The organism is Marinomonas sp. ef1, from assembly GCF_002806845.1.
In the GTDB taxonomy this organism is placed as follows: Bacteria; Pseudomonadota; Gammaproteobacteria; order Pseudomonadales; family Marinomonadaceae; genus Marinomonas; species Marinomonas polaris.
The window spans coordinates 164,443-187,395 of record NZ_NHTT01000003.1 but is presented as its reverse complement, the minus strand read 5'-3'; the positions used below and the strand labels follow the sequence as shown (position 1 = coordinate 187,395).

Here is a 22,953-nt window from a genome sequence, read left to right as displayed (position 1 = left end):
TAAAAACACATTTTATAGGATTTGGAGAATATAGTGATAAAGACCCTTAAAAACACACAATCGAGCAAATTTGAGAATACTCGACTGAGTCAGATATCCCCCATAAAAAAACATACTATCGCATCAATAATTTTTGCTTTCGGACCAATAAGTAATGCAATGGCTGATGGTACAACGTCATTTGCCTTGGGTATTGGAGCTGGCTTTAGTGACCCTGAATACATTGGCGTCGATAATGAACTCGAAGTATTACCTCTTGTATTCGTTGATAATTCTTGGATTTCACTTATGGGAACCACATTAGATTTCAAAGTAACAAACATCAATAATGCATCTTTCACTATTCGTGGAAAATACGGTGTGGGTGATGGCTATGACAGCTCAGACTCTTATATTTTTGATGGTATGGACAGCAGAGACTCAAGTCTCTGGATTGGCCCTGCAATGACATGGAGTAACCCTATGTTTGATTTAAAACTTGACGCTCTAGTAGATGCAATAGACAACAGCGAAGGCCAGCAAGCGTCCATTTCAATATCGAAGGGTTTTAAAATTAGTGAACGCCTGCAAGTCGAGCCAAGTATTGGCACGGCATGGTATAGTGATAAGTATGTAAATTATTATTATGGCGTAAAATCCTCTGAAGTAAATGCAAATAGATCACAATATCATGGTAAATCTACAACCGTATTAGATGCTGGCGTTCGTTTCAATTACGCTATAGATAATCAACAGTCATTAGCATTAGATGTTAGTGTTAAACAATTCGGTGATGAAATTAAAGATAGTCCCCTGGTCGATAAAAAGACAACTGCGGCGGCTTATCTAGGCTACATATATCGTTTTAAATAACATCTTCCTTGTCACAAAGAAATCTCTAGAAATTACCTTATGAAGCTATTTTCCTAAGGTAATTTTTCCATTCCAATTTACTTATATATTTTATATGAATCGAATTATTTTAGTTGAAGATAATGATCGCCTAGCCAATATGGTGTCTATTTCCTTACAAAAATCTGGTATTGAGCTAGATGCATTTACTAATTTAGCCACGGCTAAACTCGCACTGGATATACAAGAATATAGCTTACTCATACTAGATCGAGGATTACCAGACGGTGATGGATTAAAGCTGCTAAAGATATTACGAAAAAATAATATCACTATCCCCTGTTTAGTGCTCACCGCCAGAAATGCTGTGCACGATCGGATAGAGGGCTTAGAAACGGGAGCAGATGACTATCTAGTGAAGCCCTTTGCTATGGACGAATTAGTAGCCAGAGTTAGAGCGCTTCTTCGTAGACCAACCACTATTAAATCTTTAACTGCTGCTTTCGAAGATCTAACACTAGACATCAATAATGCTCAACTTAAATGTGGTAATCAGATCGCTCTCCTTGCTCCAGCAGAAGTTCAAATTCTATACATATTGATACAAGCTGAAGGTGAAACGGTCACTAGAAGTAAACTAGAACAAGGCGCATGGGGGTTAACTCAAGCGGTTACACCGAATGCTCTAGATGTCGCATTACATAGAATCCGTCGAAAATTATTTACTGTAGGATCGCAAATAGTTATCTCAAATATTCGGGGCCGAGGTTATGTCATATCTAAAAAAAATCATCAAAAATAGCCTTAAAGCTCGGCTAATTATCGCTTTTTTCACCGCGCTAATATTACTAATAAGTGGTATTTACGCTTATTTATTTGTACTAAACCCTAACATTTTAATTGATCACATTTTAAATAAACAAGTGAGTTTTTTAATAGAAGATATCAAAACAGACCCTCAAGGAGTGCCTTATGTTTTTCAAAGTAATAGTGAGGAAGGAAATTGGATATACAGTGTCTTAAATAAAGATATTTTTTACCAAATAATTAATAAAAAAGGCGAAGTAGTTTCATCTTCAAGCAAATCGTTTAAAGCTTTTTCACCAAATAATGAACCTTACAACAAAGATACAACCTATTTTAACTTCAATCATGAAAATTCATTATTTTATGCGCTAAATCATAAGCTCCCTCTTCCTTTTGCCAACTACAACTTGCAAGTCGCTACGAGTCTTAGACTATTAGATGTATTTCAAATAACGAACATATCCCCAATTTCAAAGACCGTTCTATTAGTCTCTTTATTATCGTTACTTATAGTTAGTATCGCTGTGATTATCACTATACATTTTATGTTACGCCCACTAAGAGATGCCTCTGCAGTCGCCTATAAAATCACGCCTCAAAATCTTCAAGGTCGATTATCCATAGCCAAAATACCAGACGAGCTAGTACCACTTATTAGCGCCTTTAATGAAGCACTTGCGAGATTAGAGCAAGGCTTTAAGGTTCAACAGGAGTTTTTGGCGACAGCTGCACACGAACTAAAAACCCCTTTAACGCTTATTAGAGGGGAAGTTGAAATGCTAGAGAAAACAGACTCTAAAAATCTTATATTAGAAGATGTAGATCATATTTCACGCCAAATTAACCAACTACTTCACCTCGCCGAAGTACGTGAATCACATAATTATTCTTTCCAGAAAATAGCTCTCGTTAATGTGGTTAATGATGCAGCCAACTATTTATCTCGCATTGCTAAAGTACATGAGGTGTCAATTAAAATCATTAACAATACTAAAAGGGTTCATCTCAACGCAGATCCAAGTACACTTTTTATACTCCTCAAAAATCTAATTGAGAATGCTATTTATCACTCACCTATAGGTGCAACTATCGATGTAACTATCACAGACAATGCGCTAATCGTCAGAGATCATGGTCAAGGTATCGACGAAGAACACATGACGTTACTATTCAATCGATTTTGGCGTGCGCCTAAGCAAAAAATCAATGGAGCGGGCTTAGGGTTAGCCATCTGCATGGAGGTTGCTTTGATTCACAGATGGAGAATTACAGCACATAACACATCACCAGGAGCTTCATTTGTATTAGATATTTCATCCAAAGAGCAACGGTCGACTTAACGAAACAGTCCGGATATATTTTGAGCTAACTTTACGTAGTGTTTAGTGATGCCCCCGTATACTGTATAATCGCGTTCCACCTTTTATTGATCCAGACACGCGAATGACCCTAAAGTCTTATCTTGCCTTAATCACAATTTCGACTATTACCATTATTGTGTTAGCGGTTGGTGTGGTGCTAGGCTATTCTCTGCAAAAAACCTATCTAGATGGCATTAGCCAACGAGGTCTAGAGCTGGGTCACGTGATTGCACACAATGAAAGAGTGATTCAGGCCGTCGAATTAAGCAATCAAGGTAAGGCAAGTGATATCGAAGTCTATATAGAAATGCTTCGCGCCCAAACCGATGCCTCTTATATTGTTGTTGTTAATAAAGACTCCATTCGCTTAAGCCACCCAGAACCAGAAAGAGTCGGTAAACACTTTGTTGGTGATGATATTTACCAAGCGCTTAACCAAGGTAAAGATTACACAAAAGTCGCAGTGGGTACGCTAGGGAAAGCCATTCGGAATTCAGTCGCCATACGAAAAAATGGCCAAATCATTGGTGCTATTAGCATAGGCTATCTATCCCAACCCACCAGTGAACTAATTTTTAAACATTTACAAGAAGCGGGACTATTAGTCGGCTTTGTTTATCTTCTTGGTGTTGTTATTGCCGGCTTTTTGATTCTTAAACTCAAACGAACTTTTTTGAGCTTAGAACCAGAAGAAATAGTTCAGAAATTTAAGGAACATGAGTTAATTTTAGATAGCATTCGTGATGGTATTGTTGCTATCGACCATGAGCAAAACATCACCGCTATCAACAGCATGGCAATTGAATGGCTAACAATGAATGTGCTTAGTGCAACACAAGTTGTAAGCAAACCATTGAGCGAACAATCACAAAGCCTTTCTCACTTTGCATTAGAAGCCAAAGGACAAATAACACAAAACCGATTTAATTTAGGTAAGCTAGAATTCATTGCAACCCTGTACCCTATTAAAGGAAAAAAGGGCGAAGTAGGTTACGTCATTGTATTTTTCCCAGATCATGGGGAAAAATCACTAGAACAAGAACTAACAGCAACAAAAAACTATGCCGACTTATTACGCGCTAAAACTCACGAATATTCCAATCACTTAAATGTACTTTCCGGCATGTTACAAGCAGAACGCTATGATGATGCCATCGAGTTTCTTCAGCAAGAAAGTGACGGCGATCAAATCGTACTAAGACGTATTATTAAAACTATTGAAAACAGTGCTGTGGCAGGACTAATTTTCGCCAAGCACAATAAGGCCAAGGACTTAAAAGTCGATATGCTGATCGAAAGTGATTGCCAGCTTGGTCGATACCCCTCAAAAACCAATGAAGCATTGGTTACACTAGTAGGAAACTTAATAGACAATGCCTTGCTAGCCGCTTGGTCCAACAGATTACTTACACCACCTTTTGTTAAACTGTATATTAGTGACCGAAATGCCCACATTATGATTCAAATCGAAGACAGCGGTGCTGGCGTAGATGAGAAACTAGAAAGTCGAATATTAGACTTTGGTGTGAGCAGCAAACACAACACTGAACAGCATGGTATTGGGCTTTATTTGGTCAAAAAAGTTGTCGATCAATATCACGGCAGCCTTGATTGGGAACGCAGTGAGATTAATACCACTGTGTTTAGTATTTACTTAGACAAACGAGCGCTAACAAGATGAATCGCATTCCGGTCATGATAGTGGAAGATGATCTACGTGCTAGCTACGTATTAGAAAACACCATCAATCAACATACAGATTTTTATGTCGTCGCCGCTTGCGAAAGCCAGCTAGAAGCAGAGTTAAAAGCAGAGGCTTTTGACCCCGAACTCATTATGGTCGATATTTCCCTACCTGATGGTAGCGGCATTGATCTAGTACAATCATTAAAAAGCAAAGGCATCAAAGCCGCTTTCATAATGACCACGGCGGAAAGAGAAACTACTACTATCGAAAAAGCTATTCAGCTTGGCGTGATGGATTACCTTGTAAAACCCATTCGAATGTCTCGTGTGTTACAGGCCCTTGACGATTATTTAGACTTTAAAAAACGCCTTACCAAAAACGATAAAATTGATCAGCAAGACATAGATGCCTTATTTAGAAAAAGCGCGACGCTCGCCGGTAGCCGAAAAACACCAAAAGGTATTGATGAAAACACCTTAGATAAACTCACCCAATATCTAGAAACCATAAACGATGACAGTCCATTCACTGCAGAAGACATAGGTGAAGCAATCAATCTTAGCCGCATTACCGCCAGACGCTATCTTGAGTACTTAGAAGCCCAAGGCCAAGTAAGTATGACACTAGATTACAAAACCGGTGGTAGACCAAAGCAGCGCTATACCAAGACGGTTTAATTAGAGATGATTCAACTAACTCATTTTTTTAGGCAATTTTTCCGACGTAAAGCCATGCCCAAAAAGGTTATTTTTATTGGAATAGATTATCTGTGCTTTTCCTTGTCGAAGTCCCTACTCGACAACAACAAATACGCCGAACAACCTATTGAGATTATCGCGTTTATTGACGATGAGCCTTGGAATAATCGTACTCAAGTTCACGGCATAACCGTATTTTCACCAAGTGAAATATCCGCTCTCGTTCGGAAGCATGATGTTACGCTGATAATACAAATACAGGGGGAATCCATCAGCATCGCTGATAATATTTGGGAAGGTATTTTTAAAACAAAAGCCAAACTGATAACACTACAACACCACCAAGATATCGTGACCATGCAAAAAGCTGTTTATAAAGCCTATGCAATCAAATAGTGCTAGATCTTAAAGCTAAAGAATCCATCTTTTAGTTTTAAGATCTAAACCTGAATTCATACTATTGAGCAAAAGCTACTCGTTCGTTAGACATACTCATTGCTGTTTTAAGAGACTGAGTAGACGACATAGCCACCACATTCAATTGATCTGTATAAGTACCTTCTGGCAATTTAATATCATTACGCTGTGCCATCACAGTTTTAAACTTCTCAACATCTATTGAATCTGGACCATTCTTGATCGAATTCAACTCATCCTCTGTCAAGCTCGCCATGCCACCGCCTGGCAGATAAATAGCGCCTGTAATGAAATCGACACCAAACGCCACAACACCAGGGACAAAGAAAAACAACAGGCCAATAGCATCTAATGCAGCAACACCCACATCGATTTGACCATTTGTTTGACCGCGACGCTCTGGATAAAGCAAAGTACCACACGCTGTCACTTGAGTAATAAGCAGCGCAGCTGCAATGCCTCGCGCCAAATGAGTAAAGCCTAGATTTTTCTTTAAACCAGTCATACTTATTCCTTATCAGTGATTGTTACGATTACCTACCACTCTATATCGAAACACTTACAAAGCACAAACTAAGCCACCTTTATTTCACAATGCTTTCGTACTAAACAGGCGAGATTTGCTCATCGAGTTTATCGATAATATAAGTGCCTATAGGAAACGCACTGGTAGCTGCTGGTGAAGGCGCATTACAGACATGCAATGTCCGAGCACTTTGAGCAAATAGAAAGTCATGCACCAAACTACCGTCATTCATAACAGCTTGCGCTCGAATTCCAGCAGGATAAGCTTGCAGGTCATCTAAGGAAACAAGATCACAATACTTTCGGACTTGAGCTAAATAGCCGGGCTTATACCAAGAATTTGTGGTCTCTACCAACCCAGTTCGCCAATGACTCTTTAATAACTTCCAAAAACCTGGAAAACGCACCATATCGAAAATATCACGCAAATCAATATTGATTCGACCGTACCCTTCTCGCTTCCATCCCTGCACAGCATTAGGGCCAACCGTCACTGAGCCATCAATCATTCGAGTAAGGTGCACACCTAAAAATGGTAAATCTGGATCAGGAATCGGATAAATTAGATGATTAACAATCTGATTATGTTTCGCCGGTAATTGATAATACTCACCACGAAAAGGAATGATCTGAAAATCGGTTGGAATATTCAGCATTTTAGTTAAACGATCAGCCATAAGGCCACCACAGCTCACAAGATAAGAAGTATGGACAACATCGTTATTCAGTGTAATCGCAACACGCTCATGGCTTTCATCTAAATTCATCACCTCAGTACTTAAACGTAACTCTCCGCCTTTTTGCACAAATAGCTCAGCTAGCTTTTGACAAATTTTCCGATAACTAACAATCCCGGTGGAAGGAACAAACAAGGCAGCAACACCCTTCACATTCGGCTCACGCTCTTTTAGCTGAGCTTGATCTAACTTATGCACTTCCAAGCCATTATCCTGACAACGTAAGTACAAGGCCTCCATACGCTCTTCTTCAAGCGCATTCGTCGCAACCAATAACTTACCACATTCGTCGAACTCAATATCATGCTGGAGACAAAAAGCCTTAGTCGCTTTAGCGCCACGCTGACAAAAGTCAGCCTTAAGACTACCTGGCGCATAATACACACCCGCATGTATCACTCCAGAATTGTGCCCTGTTTGATGCAACCCTACTTCGAATTCTTTTTCAACCAGTAAAATACGATATTTAGGATAGCGCTGAAGCAACTGCCACGCCGTCGAAAGCCCAACAATACCCGCACCAATCACAGTAATGTCATAAATAGAGTTTTTTAACGCTTCACTCATCACCTCATTCCTTTTTTATTGTTGTTAAAACACATAACAAGATACTAATGTGCTCGCGACAAATCATCTCAAAAAATAGAGAGCATTTTAATCAAAGCTAAATGCTTTTAAGAAGCCTAGTTTATCGGTGCTATAAAACTCAATACATTGCAGACAAACACAAACGCTACCTTTTTGTTGTGATGGAATAAGCGCCACCATATCGTCAGGCACTATGACATTAAAACACCAACAAGTCTGGCTATCATCGAGTGCACAACCATTATCAGTCAAACAAAAAGGACACTTCATTTTGACACCTACTTACGTACCTACAAAGCAAAAAAATCCCCGCCGAAGCAGGGATTTTATAATCAGTAACACTTTAAAATACTAGCTTACCAGCCAGTGATTTCTTTAAGTGCAGTACCGATGTCCGCTAGAGAGCGAACAGTTTTAACACCAGCGTCTTGAAGAGCTGCGAATTTCTCGTCAGCTGTTCCTTTACCGCCAGAAATGATCGCGCCAGCGTGACCCATACGCTTACCAGCAGGTGCTGTAACACCAGCAATGTAAGAAACAACAGGCTTAGTCACGTTTGCTTTGATGTAAGCAGCCGCTTCTTCTTCAGCAGTACCACCAATTTCACCGATCATAACAATCGCTTCAGTTTGTGGATCGTTTTGGAACATTTCCAATACGTCGATGAAGTTAGTACCAGGGATTGGGTCTCCACCGATACCTACGCAAGTAGATTGACCGAAGCCAGCATCAGTAGTTTGCTTAACAGCTTCATAAGTCAACGTACCAGAACGAGATACGATACCAACTTTACCTGGCAAATGGATGTGGCCAGGCATGATACCGATCTTACATTCACCTGGTGTGATAACACCTGGGCAGTTAGGGCCGATTAGACGTACGCCTAGCTCGTCACATTTAACTTTACAGTCAAGCATGTCAAGAGTCGGAACGCCTTCAGTGATACAAACGATTAGTTTAATACCAGAATTAGCTGCTTCAAGGATAGAATCTTTGCAGAAAGGAGCTGGAACGTAGATAACAGACGCTTCTGCACCTGTTTGTTCAACAGCTTCTTTAACTGTGTTAAAAACGGGTAGACCTAGGTGAGTTTGACCACCTTTACCAGGAGTAACACCGCCGACCATTTTCGTTCCGTAAGCAATTGCTTGCTCAGAGTGGAACGTACCTTGTCCGCCAGTGAAACCTTGACAGATTACTTTAGTATCTTTGTTTATTAAAACAGACATTATTATTTGCCCTCCGCAGCTTTAACAACTTGTTCAGCAGCGTCTTTTAGACTTGTTGCAGCGATGATGTCTAGACCAGAATTTGCTAGAACTTCACGGCCTTTCTCTGCGTTAGTACCTTCAAGACGAACAACAACAGGCACGTTAACACCTACTTGTTCAACAGCACCGATAATACCTTCAGCGATCATATCGCAACGAACGATACCACCGAAGATGTTAACCAATACTGCTTTAACATTGCTGTCAGAAAGGATGATTTTGAATGCTTCAGCAACACGCTCTTTAGTCGCACCGCCGCCTACGTCTAGGAAGTTAGCAGGTTTGCCACCGTGTAGGTTAACGATATCCATAGTACCCATTGCTAGGCCGGCACCGTTTACCATGCAGCCAACGTTACCGTCTAGAGCTACGTAGTTAAGTTCCCATTTAGCTGCATGTGCTTCACGCTCATCTTCTTGAGATGGATCGTGGAACTCTTGCATTTTCTTCTGACGGTATACAGCGTTGCTGTCGATGCCAATCTTGCCATCTAGACAATGAAGGTTACCTTCTTCTGTGATAACAAGAGGGTTGATTTCAAGAAGTGCGAAATCGTAGTCGTGGAACATTTGAGACAAACCAAGGAAAACTTTAGTAAACTGCTTGATTTGAGTTGGGTTAAGACCCAATTTAAATGCCAATTCACGAGCTTGGTAAGGCTGAGCGCCAACTAAAGGATCAATGATCGCTTTGTGAATAAGTTCTGGAGTTTCTTCAGCAACTTTCTCAATTTCAACACCGCCTTCTGTAGACGCCATGAAAACAACGCGACGAGTAGAACGGTCAACTACTGCACCTAGGTACAATTCGTTTGCAATGTCAGTGCATGATTCAACAAGAATCTTAGTAACAGGCTGACCCTTTGCATCTGTTTGATAAGTAACGAGGTTTTTGCCTATCCAGTTTTGTGTAAACGCTGCAACTTCTTCATAAGAATCAACAAGCTTTACACCGCCCGCTTTACCGCGACCACCAGCGTGAACCTGAGCTTTAACAACCCACTTGTCACCACCAATTTTTTTCGCTGCTTCAACTGCCGCTTCAGGCGTGTCTACTGCGTATCCTGTAGATACTGGCAGGCCGTATTCAGCAAAAAGCTGTTTAGCCTGATATTCATGTAAGTTCATTTGATTCTTCCGCTCATCTGAATGATTGACATAAGCTCTGCCCGCTAAGACAGAAATTGCCGGCTCGAAGCCGGCAAATCTAATTTATTAACGCTTTTTACGGTTTGCGATATGAATCGCGTGGTTATCTACCGCTAGCGCTGCTTCATGAACTGCTTCACTTACTGTTGGGTGAGCAAATACAGTCAAAGCAATATCTTCTGCTGTAGAACCGAATTCCATTGCAATAACCGCTTGTGCGATCAAATCAGCCGCATGACCACCAATAATATGGCAACCTAAGATACGGTCAGTTTCTTCACAAGCAATCATTTTAACGAAACCATCAGTGTCATTAGCCGCCATAGCACGACCAGACGCTGCAAATGGGAATTTACCCACTTTAAACTTAACACCTTCTGCTTTTAGCTCTTGCTCATTTTTACCAACCCAAGCTAGTTCTGGATGAGTATAAATAACAGATGGAATACAGTCATAATTCATTTGTGCTTTATGGCCAGCGATAATATCCGCAACCATCACACCTTCTTCTGATGCTTTGTGAGCCAACATTGGACCACGAACGATGTCACCAATCGCGTATACGCCTGGAACAGAAGTACGGCATTGCTCATCAACAAAGACAAAACCACGCTCGTCCAATTTCACACCAGAGTCTTCAGAGAAACAACCTTGAGTGAATGGTTTACGACCAACAGCAACAATTAACTTGTCAAATGTCTGCTTCTGCTCTTCGCCTTTAGCATCAAGGTAAGTTACTTCAACTTCTTCACCATTGATTTGGCTACCAGTAACGCGAGCGCCAAGACGAATATCAAGATGTTGTTTCTTGAAGATTTTAGCCGCTTCTTTAGCAAGGTCTTGGTCACAAAGGCTTAGGAAAGAGTCTTGCGCTTCAAGCACAACAACTTCAGAACCTAGACGAGCCCATACAGAACCAAGTTCTAGACCGATTACACCTGCACCGATAACGCCAAGACGTTTTGGTACAGCGCGGAAATCAAGAGCACCTTCGTTATCAACGATAATATCGCCAGTACGAGGAGCTGGTGGAATGTTAACTGGCACAGAACCCGTTGCTAGAATAACGTTTTCAGTTTCAATAACAGTCACAGTACCATCATGCGCAGTAAATTCTACTTTCTTGTTCGCTAGAACTTTACCGAAACCTTCAAAGCTAGTTACGCCATTTGCTTTGAAAAGGCCTGTGATGCCACTTGTCAATTGATCTACGATTTTGTCTTTACGATCAACCATAGTATCAACATTCATAGCGACATCTTTCATACTAATACCATGAACGCCAAAAGCGTCTTTTGCATCATGGTATTTTTGTGAAGAATCTAACAACGCTTTAGAAGGAATACAGCCAACGTTCAAACAAGTTCCGCCAAGGCGAGGCTTGCTATCTTTGTCTAACCATTTTTCGATACAGGCTGTTTTCAAACCTAACTGAGCAGCTCGGATAGCGGCTACATAGCCGCCAGGGCCGCCACCAATTACAACAACATCAAATTTATCAGACATAAGAGGTCCCATTTTTCAGTCAAGCTGAGCAGCACACACAATGCCACTCAGCATTCAATTCATACAAAATAGTTGGTACGAATACTTAGATTTCAAGTAAAAGACGTGCTGGGTCTTCAAGCAAGTCTTTGATCGTTACCAAGAATTGTACGGCTTCTTTGCCGTCAATCATACGGTGATCATAAGACAAGGCCAAATACATCATTGGTTGAATCACAACTTGACCATTCACTGCCATTGGGCGCTCTTGGATTTTGTGCATACCCAAGATAGCTGTTTGCGGTGGGTTGATGATTGGCGTAGAAAGCAAAGAACCGAAAGTACCACCATTAGTAATAGTGAAAGTACCACCTTGCATGTCATCCATACCAAGTTTGCCATCACGACCACGAAGCGCGAAGTCCATGATTGCTGACTCGATATCCGCAAGACCCATTGCTTCAGTATTACGAAGAACAGGAACCATCAAACCACGATCAGTAGAAACAGCAACACCGATATCTTGGTAACCATGGTAGACCATGTCATTGCCATCGATAGATGCGTTTACTGCAGGGAAACGTTTAAGTGCTTCAGTCGCCGCTTTAACGAAGAACGACATAAAACCAAGCTTAGTACCGTTATGAGCTTTGATAAACTCATCTTTGTACTTCTTACGAAGTTCCATGATTGGACCCATGTTCACTTCATTGTAAGTCGTCAATAGAGCAGCAGTTTGCTGAGCTTCAACCAAACGCTTAGCAATAGTTGCGCGAAGACGAGTCATAGGAACTCGTTTTTCGATCCGACCTTCAGCGCCTAGTGCTGCCATTGGTGTAGCTGCAGCTTTAGGAGCTGGTGCAGAAGCGGCTTTTGCAGGAGTGGCAACAGGAGCTGCTGATTTTGCTTTAACAGCAGCGTCAACATCTTCTTTAGTAATACGACCGCCTTTGCCTGTGCCCTTAACTTGAGCAACAGTTAGACCTGCCTCAGAAAGTGCTTTACGAGCAGCAGGACCTGCAACACCGTCTTCGTCTGCTTCTGCAGCAGAAGTAGAAGCTGAAGGAACAGATGCCGCTTCAGCGCCAGATGCACCAACCAAGAAGTTAGCAAGAACTTCGTCACTAAGAACAGTATCGCCTTCGTTTTTCAAGATTTCGCCAATCACACCATCAGCAGGCGCTACGACTTCTAGAACAACTTTATCGGTTTCGATATCAACAATATGATCATCACGTGAACAAGCTTCACCTGGCTGTTTGTACCAAGTAGCAACCGTACCATCAGCAACAGATTCAGGGAAAGTCGGCGCTTTAATTTGAACAGTCTCATTTGAAGAAGAAGTGGCAGCTGCAGCTGCAGGAGCTGCTGCTTTTTCAGCTGGAGCGGCAGAAGCTGCTGCACCAGATTCGAAAATAGCCAACACTTCATCGCTCAATACGATGTCGCCTTCCGCTTTTAAAATTTCTTTTAGCACACCATCAGCAGGTGCAACGACTTCTAAGACAACTTTATCTGTCTCGATGTCTACAATGTGTTCATCACGAGCACAGGCTTCGCCTGGCTTTTTGTACCAAGTAGCAACGGTGCCGTCTGCTACAGATTCTGGAAAAGTAGGTGCTTTAATTTCAATGCTCATTTTATACCCTTATCTCTCTGACAGGCTATGGTACTAACCAACTAATGCGTCGTTGACCAGCGCTTCTTGTTCTTCAACATGGATAGACATGTAACCAGCCGCTGGCGCAGCAGACGAAATTCGACCTGCAAAGCGGATTTTCAATTCTGGATACAATTTTTCCAATACTCGATTCATACGGTGACGATTGGCATGCCAAGCACCTTGGTTTTTCGGCTCTTCTTGACACCAAACCAAGCTATCAACATTTTTGTACTGTTCTAACTCAGACTCAAGGTCTGCATATGGGAACGGATACAATTGCTCCAAACGAATCACAGCAACATCATCTTTTTGTAGCTCTTCACGACGGTTAATCAAGTCGAAATAAACCTTACCGCTACATAAAACAATACGTTTTACTTTATCCGCAGTAACAGCTTCAGATGATTCTGGTAAGACCGTTTTAAAGCTTCCTTCCGCCAAGTCTTCTAATGTCGAAATCGCTTGTTTATGACGCAACAAACTCTTAGGAGACATTATGATCAGCGGACGACGCATTGGACGAATCGCTTGACGACGAATGATATGGAAAATTTGTGACGGTGTAGTCGGCACACAAACCTGAATATTATATTCGGCACAAAGCTGCAAGAAGCGCTCTAGTCGTGCTGATGAATGCTCAGGACCTTGACCTTCATAACCGTGTGGCAACAACATAGTTAAACCACATAGGCGGCCCCATTTATGTTCGCCACTGGTAATAAATTGGTCAATTACAACCTGTGCACCATTAGCAAAATCGCCAAACTGCGCTTCCCAAATAACCAAGCCTTTAGGTGAAGTACTTGCATAACCATACTCAAAGGCCAATACCGCTTCTTCTGAAAGGTAAGAGTCATAGAGATCCATCGTAGGCTGATCATCTGACAAATGTTTCAGAGGAATATAGGTACTGCCATCTTTTTGGCTATGAATTACCGCATGACGATGCGAGAAAGTACCACGACCAGAATCCTGACCTGTAATACGAATCGGATAGTCTTGCTCAAGCAAAGTTGCAAACGCTAACGTCTCTGCGTAACCCCAGTTTAGAGGTAAAGCACCCGCTGTCATTTTATCTCGGTCTTGGTAAATCTTTTGAACTTGACGCTGAACAACCACACCATCAGGAATATTCGTTAATTTCTTAGCGACTTCCTGCAATTTAGCCAATGGGTATGTTGTATCACCTGCATCAGTCCATTCAACACCAAGATAAGGCTTCCAATCAACAAATGAACCAGTCTGAGACTCAAGAACAAGACTTTTCGCAACATGGCGAGCATTGTCTAAATCTTCACGATTCTCAATAACCATTTGATCAGATTTTTCTTGCGTAACAACAGACTCTGCAACTAGACGCTCTGAGTAAAGAGTACGCGTTGTTTTCAGATTATTGATTACACTGTACATTAGTGGCTGAGTACCAGAAGGTTCGTCTGTTTCATTGTGACCACGACGACGGTAACAAACCATGTCAATCACAACATCACGACCAAACTCGTAACGGTAGTCTAATGCTAGCTGTGTAACAAACAATACCGCTTCAGGATCATCACCATTAACGTGGAAGATAGGCGCTTGAATGATTTTAGCAACATCTGTCGCATATTCAGTAGAACGCGAGTCTTCTTGACGGTTGGTAGTAAAGCCAACTTGGTTGTTGATTACGATATGTACTGTACCGCCGGTACGATAAGCACGAGTTTGAGACATCTGGAATGTCTCCATAACCACACCTTGACCAGCAAAAGCAGCATCACCGTGAATCGAGATAGGAACAACAGTCTTACCTGTCGTGTCTTTACGACGATCTTGACGGGCACGAACCGAACCTTCAACAACAGGAGAAACTATTTCCAAATGCGATGGGTTGAAAGAGAGGGCTATATGAACTTCCCCACCCGCCGTCATCACATTAGAAGAGAAGCCTTGGTGGTATTTAACGTCACCTGAAGTGTTAACTAATTTTTTACCTTCAAACTCATCAAATAAGTCTTTAGGGTTTTTGCCTAGCGTATTAACTAATACGTTTAGACGGCCACGGTGAGCCATACCGATCACAACTTCTTTAGCACCGAGTGCACCAGAACGTTGAATCAATTCATTCACCATAGGGATCAAACTCTCGCCACCCTCAAGACCAAAACGTTTTGCACCTGGGTAACGGCTAGCAAGATATTTCTCTAAGCCTTCAGCCGCAGTCAAACGCTCAAGTAGGTTTTCGCGAGTTTCTTGTGAGTATTCTGGATGAGAACGAACAGATTCTACACGCTGCTGAAGCCACGCTTTTTCCTGCGTATCAACAATGTGCATGAATTCATAACCTATGCTTCCGCAATAAGTTTTTTCAAGCTCGGATACAATTTCACTTAATTTAAGAGAATCTTTGTTAAAGAACAAAGAACCTACATTGAATGTTGTATCTAAGTCAGCGCCCGTTAATTGGTGGTAACCAATATCTAGGTCGGCAACTTTCTCACGTTTTTGCAATCCAAGCGGATCAAGTGTTGCATGTTGATGCCCGCGTACGCGATAAGCATTAATCAACTGCAAGACATTAATTTGTTTTTGCTCATGTGCAGAACTAGCCACTACGCCTGTAGAAACAGGCATTGAGCGGAACTTGTTCTTACCAATCTGTAAAAACTGTTCTTGAATCACTGAATGAGGAAGATCAGTTGATTGCGCTTCACTTACGCGAGGCAATTGATCAAAACATTTACGCCATTCTTCCGACACAGAGTTCGGATCGACGAGGTAGCTTTCAAACAACCCTTCAACATATTCCAAGTTTCCACCTGAAAAATGAGAGGTGCTCCACAGCAACTCCATTAAACTTTCGTGCATTCTCGATCACCCTTATGTTCGAGCCAGCTACCGGGGTCCCGGTATCAACCTATGATTAAGATCGATCATTTTATCAGGCCCGTAAGGCTATTAAAGCCTCGATTTTTTGTTTATTTCCAGCTACTTTCGCCCTTTTACGTTCAATACTAAGCCACTAAAAGCGTTTCATTTAATTAAACAAAACCCTTTGAATCCATAATCACTGAGTTAGTGGCTTTTCTTAGTGCATCCTTGCTCGTAAAGATCGAATTTTAAATTCTTTTTGTTACATTCTCTACATTAGAATATGCAAAAACGGCGGCATTGAATCAATATTCAAGCCGCCTACTTTCGGTGGTCACATCAAATTACCATTATGAACCACACGGAGCATTATTAGGTCGCTCTCTGCAAAAGCATAGTACGGATATTACCAATTGCCTTAGTAGGATTTAACCCTTTAGGACAAACGTTCACACAGTTCATAATACCGTGGCAACGGAAGACACTGAAAGGATCATCTAAATCACTAAGACGCTCTTGGGTTGCCGTATCACGACTATCAGCCAAGAAACGATATGCTTGCAACAAACCTGATGGCCCAACAAACTTATCTGGGTTCCACCAGAAAGATGGACAAGCAGTTGAACAACAAGCACATAGAATACATTCGTAAAGTCCATCAAGCTTTTCACGCTCTTCAGGGCTTTGCAAGCGCTCAATTGCTGGTGCAGGCGCATCATTGATCAAGAATGGGCGAATCTTCTCATATTGCTTATAAAATTGCCCCATATCTACAACAAGATCACGAACCACAGGCAAACCAGGAAGTGGACGTAATACCAACCTACCTTTTTTAACCGCTTCTGAAACTGGTGTGATACAAGCTAGACCATTTTTGCCTGACATATTCATACCATCTGAACCACACACACCTTCACGGCATGAACGACGGTACGAAATACTAGAATCTTGAGCCTTCAACAAGTTTAAAACATCAAGCACCATTAGGTCTTTACCTTCTGGCAACTCAATTTCATAATCCTGCATATAAGGAGCGTCGTCCTTCTCAGGATTGTAGCGATAAATACTAACTAACATTGACACAACTCCTTAGTATGAACGAATTTTAGGTGGGAAAGCTTCCATAGTTTTTGGCGCGAAGTTTACATCGCGCTTAGTCACTTTCTTATCAGCTGGGTGGAACAAAGAATGTTTCAACCAGTTTTCATCGTCACGTTCAGTAAAGTCATTACGCGCATGAGCGCCACGGCTTTCCTTACGGAATTCAGCAGGAATCGCTGTAGCTTCAGCAACTTCCAGTAGGTTCTCAAGTTCAAGCGCTTCAATACGAGCAGTATTAAAGGCTTGACTCTTATCTTCAAGGTGCAAGTTCTCAACGCGAGTACGAATGTCTTTAAGTTGAGCCAAACCTTTCTGCATTGCTTCGCCATCACGGAATACACCGAAGTAGAGCTGCATTACACGCTGAAGGTCTGCACGAACCGCAGAAACACTTTCGCCACCTGTTGTGTTATTCAAGCGATTTAGACGAACCAACGCCTTTTCAATATCAGTATCTGCAGCATCCAATGACTCAAAACCTTCATCCAAAGATTTTTTAACTTGAATACCAACAGCACGCCCAAATACAACCAAATCAAGTAACGAGTTACCACCAAGGCGGTTTGCACCGTGTACAGATACACATGCAGCCTCACCACAAGCGTAAAGACCATCAACAATCGTCTCTTCACCTGCTTCATTAATTTTAATTGCTTGGCCGCCGATATTGGTTGGAATACCACCCATCATGTAGTGACAAGTAGGAATAACTGGAATTGGCTCTTTAACTGGATCAACGTGAGCAAAAGTACGAGAAAGCTCAAGAATACCAGGAAGACGTTTATTCAACGTTTCTTCACCCAAATGATCCAATTTAAGCAATACGTGATCGCCATCAGGACCACATCCACGGCCTTCCAAAATCTCAAGAACCATTGAGCGAGCAACAACATCACGACCAGCAAGGTCTTTTGCGTTTGGAGCATAACGCTCCATGAAGCGCTCACCGTCTTTATTGATTAAGTAACCACCTTCACCACGACAACCTTCAGTTACAAGTGTACCTGCACCGTAAATTCCTGTTGGGTGAAATTGCCACATTTCCATATCTTGCATTGGGAAACCGGCACGCAATGCCATACCCACACCATCACCTGTATTGATGTGGGCATTAGTAGTAGATTGGTAAATACGGCCAGCACCACCAGTCGCGATAACAGTTGCTTTAGCTTTAAGGTAAACGGTTTCACCATCTTCGATACAAATTGCAATAACACCAACAACCGCACCTTCGCTATTTTTCACAAGATCAGTTGCATACCATTCGTTCAAGAATGTCGTGCCGCCTTTAAGGTTACCCTGATAAAGCGTATGAAGAAGAGCATGACCTGTACGGTCAGCAGCCGCACAAGTACGGGCAGCCTGACCACCCTTACCGAAATCTTTAGACTGACCACCAAATGGACGCTGGTAAATACGACCCTGCTCTGTACGAGAGAATGGTAGACCCATATGCTCAAGTTCAAAAACTGCTTGAGGACCAACAGAACACATGTATTCGATTGCGTCTTGGTCACCAATGTAATCTGACCCTTTTACGGTGTCATACATGTGCCAGCGCCAATCATCATTTGGATCATCACTTGCAATCGCACAGGTAATACCACCTTGTGCCGATACAGTGTGTGAACGAGTCGGAAATACTTTAGTAACACATGCGGTATTCAAACCAGATTCAGTTAACTGAAGCGCTGCACGCATACCTGCGCCACCGCCACCGATAACAATGGCATCAAAAGAAATAGTACGAATATTTGCCATTACTTATAGCCCCCAAAGAACCTGAACACCCCATACGATGTAAACAAACATTACAAGACCGCATAGAGATTGAAAAAAGAAACGAGCACCGGTTGCTTTAATATAGTCAGTAGAAATAGACCACAAGCCAATCCAAGAATGCATACCAATAGACAAAAGCACCATCAAGCTAAATATACGCATCCACGTAGCTTCAAACAAAGCGCTCCACTGGTCGTATGTAAGATCAGGATTTAGCAACAAATAACCGATAATAAAAACTGTGTATAAAGACAAAACTACAGCAGAAACTCGCTGCATCATCCAGTCATAAAGACCTGAACGTCCAAAACTTGTGATTTGAGTTACCATATCCACACTCCCGCTAACACAATAAGAACCGCAGCAATCACAATATTTGCGATAGCAGCATGACGTCCGCTTTCTAACTCTTCAAAATACCCCATATCCATGAACAAGTGTTTTACACCTGCTACGAAGTGGTACATCAGCGCAGAAACAACACCCCAAATAACAAACTTTACTAGAAAGCTAGTTTGCAGTGCATTAACCACCTGATCAAAACCTTCTTGAGATTCCAAAGAAAGATCGAATGCATAAAACAAGAAAGCCAATCCTACAAAAAGGATGATTCCTGTTACACGGTGAAGAATAGACACGATTGCTGTGACTGGCTGAGATATGGTTAAAATATCAAGGTTGACTGGTCTTTTTTTATTCACGACTTTTTACACCATCTTATCGATTGAATGGTCAATCACGACCCAATGTCTATACGTGCTTACATAAACCTTAAAAAAGAGTAACGTAACCACGTCATAGGCCTACTTTGAAAATCTCATCGATTTGCAAACAAATGTTTAAAAGCGACTCTCTTTTATCCATTAGCATCAACAAATCAATGAAATCGTCTGAGGCGCAATTATAGACCAGCCAAAAATACTAAGACAAATAGACTGAACAAGAGGTTTTCAATGGTCACCATTCAGCAAATGAATGTAACCATAAGCCGAAACAATAATGGTATAAAATTACATAATTTATTACCCACAAAAAACAAATAAAATTCATATATATCAAAAACATAGATAAAAACCAACAACACCTTGACTTTAGCCCACATTACAATTTTGTCAGATAATTACAAAATTACGCACCACAATGTAAATAGAGTGCAAATGAACAAGATTGACTTTTATAGTCTAGAGACAGTATTTTTTCCGCACCTTCTGGGCTAGATAGAGTCAAACAATAACTTAATAGCCCCGAATCAGAATACGAAGGAGACCATAAATGGCTGATAAAAAAGCGACACTCAAAGTGGACGGGATCGATAAAACTATCGAACTTCCTGTTCTTTCAGGCACTTTAGGCACAGACGTTATCGACGTTCGAGGCCTAGGCGCTAACGGTGTATTCACCTACGATCCAGGCTTTATGTCTACCGGCTCTTGTGAATCCTCTATTACGTTCATAGATGGAGACGCTGGAATCCTTTTGCATCGTGGCTACCCAATCGCCCAACTTGCAGAACACTCAGATTACCTAGAGACATGCTATTTGTTACTTTATGGGGAGCTTCCTGATAAAGATCAAAAAGCCGAATTCGAAAAAACGGTTGGCAAGCACACTATGGTGAACCAATCGATGCACAAATTCATCGAAGGCTTTAGAAATGATGCTCACCCTATGGCTATTATGTGCGGCCTAGTGGGTGCATTATCAGCCTTTTACCAAGACCATATGGATATCACCAATCCGAAGCATCGTGAAATTGCGGCTTTTCGCCTAATTTCTAAAATGCCGACTTTGGCATCGATCTGTTACAAGTACTCGAAAGATCAGCCTGTTATGTACCCACGTAACGACCTATCTTATGCCGAGAACTTCTTGTATATGATGTTTGCAACGCCTTGTGAAGACTATAAAGTTAATCCTGTTTTTGCTAAAGCAATGGACAGAATTTTCATTCTTCATGCGGATCATGAACAGAACGCATCTACATCTACGGTACGTTTAGCTGGTTCATCTGGTGCTAACCCGTTTGCTTGTATTGCAGCGGGCATTGCAACACTTTGGGGGCCTGCTCATGGCGGCGCCAATGAAGCTGTACTGACAATGCTAGAAGAAATCGGTGATGTTGAAAATATCGATGAATATATTGCTAAAGCAAAGGATAAAAATGATCCATTCAGATTGATGGGCTTCGGTCATCGTGTTTACAAAAACTTTGACCCACGTGCAAAAGTTATGCGCGAAACCTGTGACCAAGTATTGGCAGAATTAGGTCAGTCTGATGATCCATTGCTAAAAATTGCAAAACGCCTTGAGCAAATTGCACTAGAAGATCCATACTTTGTAGAGCGTAAGCTTTACCCCAACGTGGATTTCTATTCAGGCATCATTATGAAAGCAATTGGCATTCCGTCCAGTATGTTTACTGTGATTTTTGCTATGTCTCGTACCATTGGCTGGATCTCTCATTGGAACGAAATGATCAGTGGACCATATAAAATTGGCCGCCCTCGTCAATTATATATTGGTAAGCCTAAACGCGATTACCCTGTTAAAAAATAATTTATTGGACTAATGCATTAAAAAAAACCGCGCCAATAAGCGCGGTTTTTTATGTCTAAAATTTGCTTTAAAACTAAGCGTTATTCTTCATCGTCTTCAACTATTTCAGTCACAGTCGAATTACCACACTTAACACAATCACCTTCTATCCAAACTCTATCTTCACTTTCAAACTCCTTAGGGTTAGTCATACCTAAGTCCACTTCCATACAGTGATTACACCAAGTTTGTGCTAAGAAATCGCCTTGCTCCTCCACTGGACGAGCAAAAAAATCTCGCTCTATAACTTTTTCATCCAATAGATCTGTCATTTAATTCACTCCACTATACTGATAAGACACAACTCGATTTGCATCAGGATCTAAAGCATTTAACGGCGCATTAATTAACAACCGACTCAGCGATATACTGTTAAATAATTTTTGCTTGTCACCATCAATTTCAATCGAAAACTCTATTTTTTCACCATCCACTTGGACCAAAGTTACATCGCGAACTACACCTATACTTTCTAAATAGGACTGCACTTTATTCATAATGCTGTAGTTTGTAACACCTACCACTTGAATATTAATCTTGCTAGCAGAGCCACCATTACGTACTGAAGCATAACGAGATGAAAAAGCTTTAGCCAAATATGCGCTCGCTTGATCAATTAAATCATTAAGATTCTCACCACGTAAAACAAATCGCTCTGTCTCACCATTTTTTAACAACACCAGCAAATTACCACCAACTTGACCTGCGTAATTACTTATTCTCAAAGCAGCCACAGAATCTGTCTGATAACGCTTACTTGCATTCATTATGCTGTCTTCAAAGAAACCCCAAACATCTGATGCAGAAAGACTTCTTTTATCAACATCATCAAGCAAAGGTGCATAGATAGGCACACCTATTTTACTTGTAGATTGTGCTAATTTATTTAATGCATCAGATGGCTCTTTTGAACCAGACAGAGCCCTAACGCCATTATTTTCATTTACCAACCAAACTAAGACAGAAGGTCGATTATCACCCCAAACTGGCAAGTTACTCTGCGACAAAAAGCCATCAATAGATTCTTGATAGAAAGTCACTTTAACTTGCTTACCAGGAACCAGCCCATCATCTGAAGGCAACAACTCGCTAAGCGATGCAACAGAATGCTGCGCCACCCAAGTTGGCGCTTTCTTTTTAGCTTGCTCCAACAGATCACCAGTAATGGCATTTTTATCACCCGATACTTTTATCAGCACATCTTCAGCAGCCAAACCAAATGCTTCATTTAGCATTTGTGCCTCAGATTGTGTCACTGGCAAGTTAATTTCAGCACTATAAAGCCCCTGAACAGGGACAGCATTGGCTGGCGAAATACAAAAAACACTGATTAGTAGTAAAAATATACGAGAATTCATAACCCTTCCTTCGTTTATTTGCCTATTCTACTGTCTTAATTGCAAAGAA

21 protein-coding genes are annotated in these 22,953 nt (G+C 41.4%); 7 read left to right on the top strand and 14 right to left on the bottom strand.

Annotated elements, in window-relative coordinates; genetic code table 11:
* Nucleotides 1-33: 33 nt before the first annotated feature.
* The 6 genes from CCS02_RS05600 to CCS02_RS05575 all read left to right on the top strand — a co-directional run bounded on the left by CCS02_RS05600 (nt 34) and on the right by CCS02_RS05575 (nt 5,780).
* A complete protein-coding gene (locus CCS02_RS05600) occupies nt 34-852 on the top strand; it encodes a MipA/OmpV family protein (RefSeq protein ID WP_198515334.1) in 819 nt (272 codons plus the stop codon).
* A 94-nt stretch (nt 853-946) separates the two neighbouring features.
* A complete protein-coding gene (locus CCS02_RS05595) occupies nt 947-1,633 on the top strand; it encodes a response regulator transcription factor (RefSeq protein ID WP_100636040.1) in 687 nt (228 codons plus the stop codon).
* Entirely contained in the window at nt 1,602-2,978 is a 1,377-nt protein-coding gene (locus CCS02_RS05590; protein WP_100636039.1) for a HAMP domain-containing sensor histidine kinase, read from the top strand. The genes CCS02_RS05595 and CCS02_RS05590 overlap by 32 nt, the downstream gene beginning before the upstream one ends.
* Nucleotides 2,979-3,081: 103 nt before the next feature.
* The gene (locus CCS02_RS05585) at nt 3,082-4,680 is read left to right on the top strand and encodes an ATP-binding protein (RefSeq protein ID WP_072840049.1); all 1,599 of its coding nucleotides are present in this window, start codon (nt 3,082-3,084) and stop codon (nt 4,678-4,680) included.
* On the top strand, nt 4,677-5,363 hold the full coding sequence (locus tag CCS02_RS05580) for a response regulator (protein ID WP_084122395.1): 687 nt from the start codon (nt 4,677-4,679) through the stop codon (nt 5,361-5,363). Before CCS02_RS05585 ends, CCS02_RS05580 begins: the two co-directional genes overlap by 4 nt.
* A gap of 102 nt (nt 5,364-5,465) precedes the next feature.
* On the top strand, nt 5,466-5,780 hold the full coding sequence (locus tag CCS02_RS05575; RefSeq protein WP_232728829.1) for a nucleoside-diphosphate sugar epimerase/dehydratase: 315 nt from the start codon (nt 5,466-5,468) through the stop codon (nt 5,778-5,780).
* A 61-nt stretch (nt 5,781-5,841) separates the two neighbouring features.
* Here the strand turns inward: CCS02_RS05575 and CCS02_RS22230 are convergent, their stop codons facing one another.
* The 12 genes from CCS02_RS22230 to sdhC all read right to left on the bottom strand — a co-directional run bounded on the left by CCS02_RS22230 (nt 5,842) and on the right by sdhC (nt 19,652).
* Nucleotides 5,842-6,306 (bottom strand): hypothetical protein, encoded by a 465-nt coding sequence (locus CCS02_RS22230; RefSeq protein WP_198432015.1) that lies wholly within the window; start codon nt 6,304-6,306, stop codon nt 5,842-5,844.
* 100 nt (nt 6,307-6,406) lie between these two features.
* A complete protein-coding gene (gene lhgO, locus CCS02_RS05565) occupies nt 6,407-7,630 on the bottom strand; it encodes an L-2-hydroxyglutarate oxidase (RefSeq protein ID WP_198515333.1) in 1,224 nt (407 codons plus the stop codon).
* Nucleotides 7,631-7,717: 87 nt separating this feature from the next.
* A complete protein-coding gene (locus CCS02_RS05560; protein ID WP_100185693.1) occupies nt 7,718-7,921 on the bottom strand; it encodes a cysteine-rich CWC family protein in 204 nt (67 codons plus the stop codon).
* 86 nt (nt 7,922-8,007) lie between these two features.
* Nucleotides 8,008-8,880 (bottom strand): succinate--CoA ligase subunit alpha, encoded by an 873-nt coding sequence (sucD, locus tag CCS02_RS05555; RefSeq protein ID WP_100636037.1) that lies wholly within the window; start codon nt 8,878-8,880, stop codon nt 8,008-8,010.
* Nucleotides 8,881-8,882: 2 nt separating this feature from the next.
* Nucleotides 8,883-10,049 carry an ADP-forming succinate--CoA ligase subunit beta gene (gene sucC, locus CCS02_RS05550; RefSeq protein ID WP_072839980.1) on the bottom strand — a complete coding sequence of 389 codons (1,167 nt, stop codon included), beginning with the start codon at nt 10,047-10,049 and terminating at the stop codon, nt 8,883-8,885.
* An 87-nt stretch (nt 10,050-10,136) separates the two neighbouring features.
* Nucleotides 10,137-11,576, bottom strand: a complete 1,440-nt coding sequence (lpdA, locus tag CCS02_RS05545) for a dihydrolipoyl dehydrogenase (RefSeq protein WP_072839979.1) — start codon at nt 11,574-11,576, stop codon at nt 10,137-10,139.
* Between the two features lie 85 nt (nt 11,577-11,661).
* On the bottom strand, nt 11,662-13,194 hold the full coding sequence (gene odhB / locus CCS02_RS05540) for a 2-oxoglutarate dehydrogenase complex dihydrolipoyllysine-residue succinyltransferase (RefSeq protein ID WP_100636036.1): 1,533 nt from the start codon (nt 13,192-13,194) through the stop codon (nt 11,662-11,664).
* A 33-nt stretch (nt 13,195-13,227) separates the two neighbouring features.
* Nucleotides 13,228-16,065 (bottom strand): 2-oxoglutarate dehydrogenase E1 component, encoded by a 2,838-nt coding sequence (locus CCS02_RS05535; protein ID WP_072839977.1) that lies wholly within the window; start codon nt 16,063-16,065, stop codon nt 13,228-13,230.
* A gap of 375 nt (nt 16,066-16,440) precedes the next feature.
* On the bottom strand, nt 16,441-17,145 hold the full coding sequence (locus tag CCS02_RS05530) for a succinate dehydrogenase iron-sulfur subunit (protein ID WP_100636035.1): 705 nt from the start codon (nt 17,143-17,145) through the stop codon (nt 16,441-16,443).
* Between the two features lie 12 nt (nt 17,146-17,157).
* Nucleotides 17,158-18,930, bottom strand: a complete 1,773-nt coding sequence (sdhA, locus tag CCS02_RS05525; RefSeq protein ID WP_072839975.1) for a succinate dehydrogenase flavoprotein subunit — start codon at nt 18,928-18,930, stop codon at nt 17,158-17,160.
* A 3-nt stretch (nt 18,931-18,933) separates the two neighbouring features.
* Nucleotides 18,934-19,281: a succinate dehydrogenase, hydrophobic membrane anchor protein gene (gene sdhD, locus CCS02_RS05520; protein ID WP_072839974.1), complete on the bottom strand. Its 348-nt coding sequence runs from the start codon at nt 19,279-19,281 to the stop codon at nt 18,934-18,936.
* Nucleotides 19,275-19,652 carry a succinate dehydrogenase, cytochrome b556 subunit gene (gene sdhC / locus CCS02_RS05515; RefSeq protein WP_072839973.1) on the bottom strand — a complete coding sequence of 126 codons (378 nt, stop codon included), beginning with the start codon at nt 19,650-19,652 and terminating at the stop codon, nt 19,275-19,277. The genes sdhD and sdhC overlap by 7 nt, the downstream gene beginning before the upstream one ends.
* A gap of 571 nt (nt 19,653-20,223) precedes the next feature.
* Between sdhC and gltA the strand changes: the two genes are divergently transcribed.
* The gene (gltA, locus tag CCS02_RS05510; RefSeq protein WP_072839972.1) at nt 20,224-21,507 is read left to right on the top strand and encodes a citrate synthase; all 1,284 of its coding nucleotides are present in this window, start codon (nt 20,224-20,226) and stop codon (nt 21,505-21,507) included.
* Between the two features lie 80 nt (nt 21,508-21,587).
* On the opposite strand, the gene CCS02_RS05505 is transcribed toward gltA, so the two are convergent.
* Together CCS02_RS05505 and CCS02_RS05500 are read right to left on the bottom strand one after the other, a co-directional pair.
* A complete protein-coding gene (locus CCS02_RS05505; protein WP_072839971.1) occupies nt 21,588-21,818 on the bottom strand; it encodes a hypothetical protein in 231 nt (76 codons plus the stop codon).
* Nucleotides 21,819-22,904 (bottom strand): DUF2066 domain-containing protein, encoded by a 1,086-nt coding sequence (locus CCS02_RS05500; RefSeq protein WP_100636034.1) that lies wholly within the window; start codon nt 22,902-22,904, stop codon nt 21,819-21,821. It lies immediately after the preceding gene.
* Between the last annotated feature and the right edge of the window lie 49 nt (nt 22,905-22,953).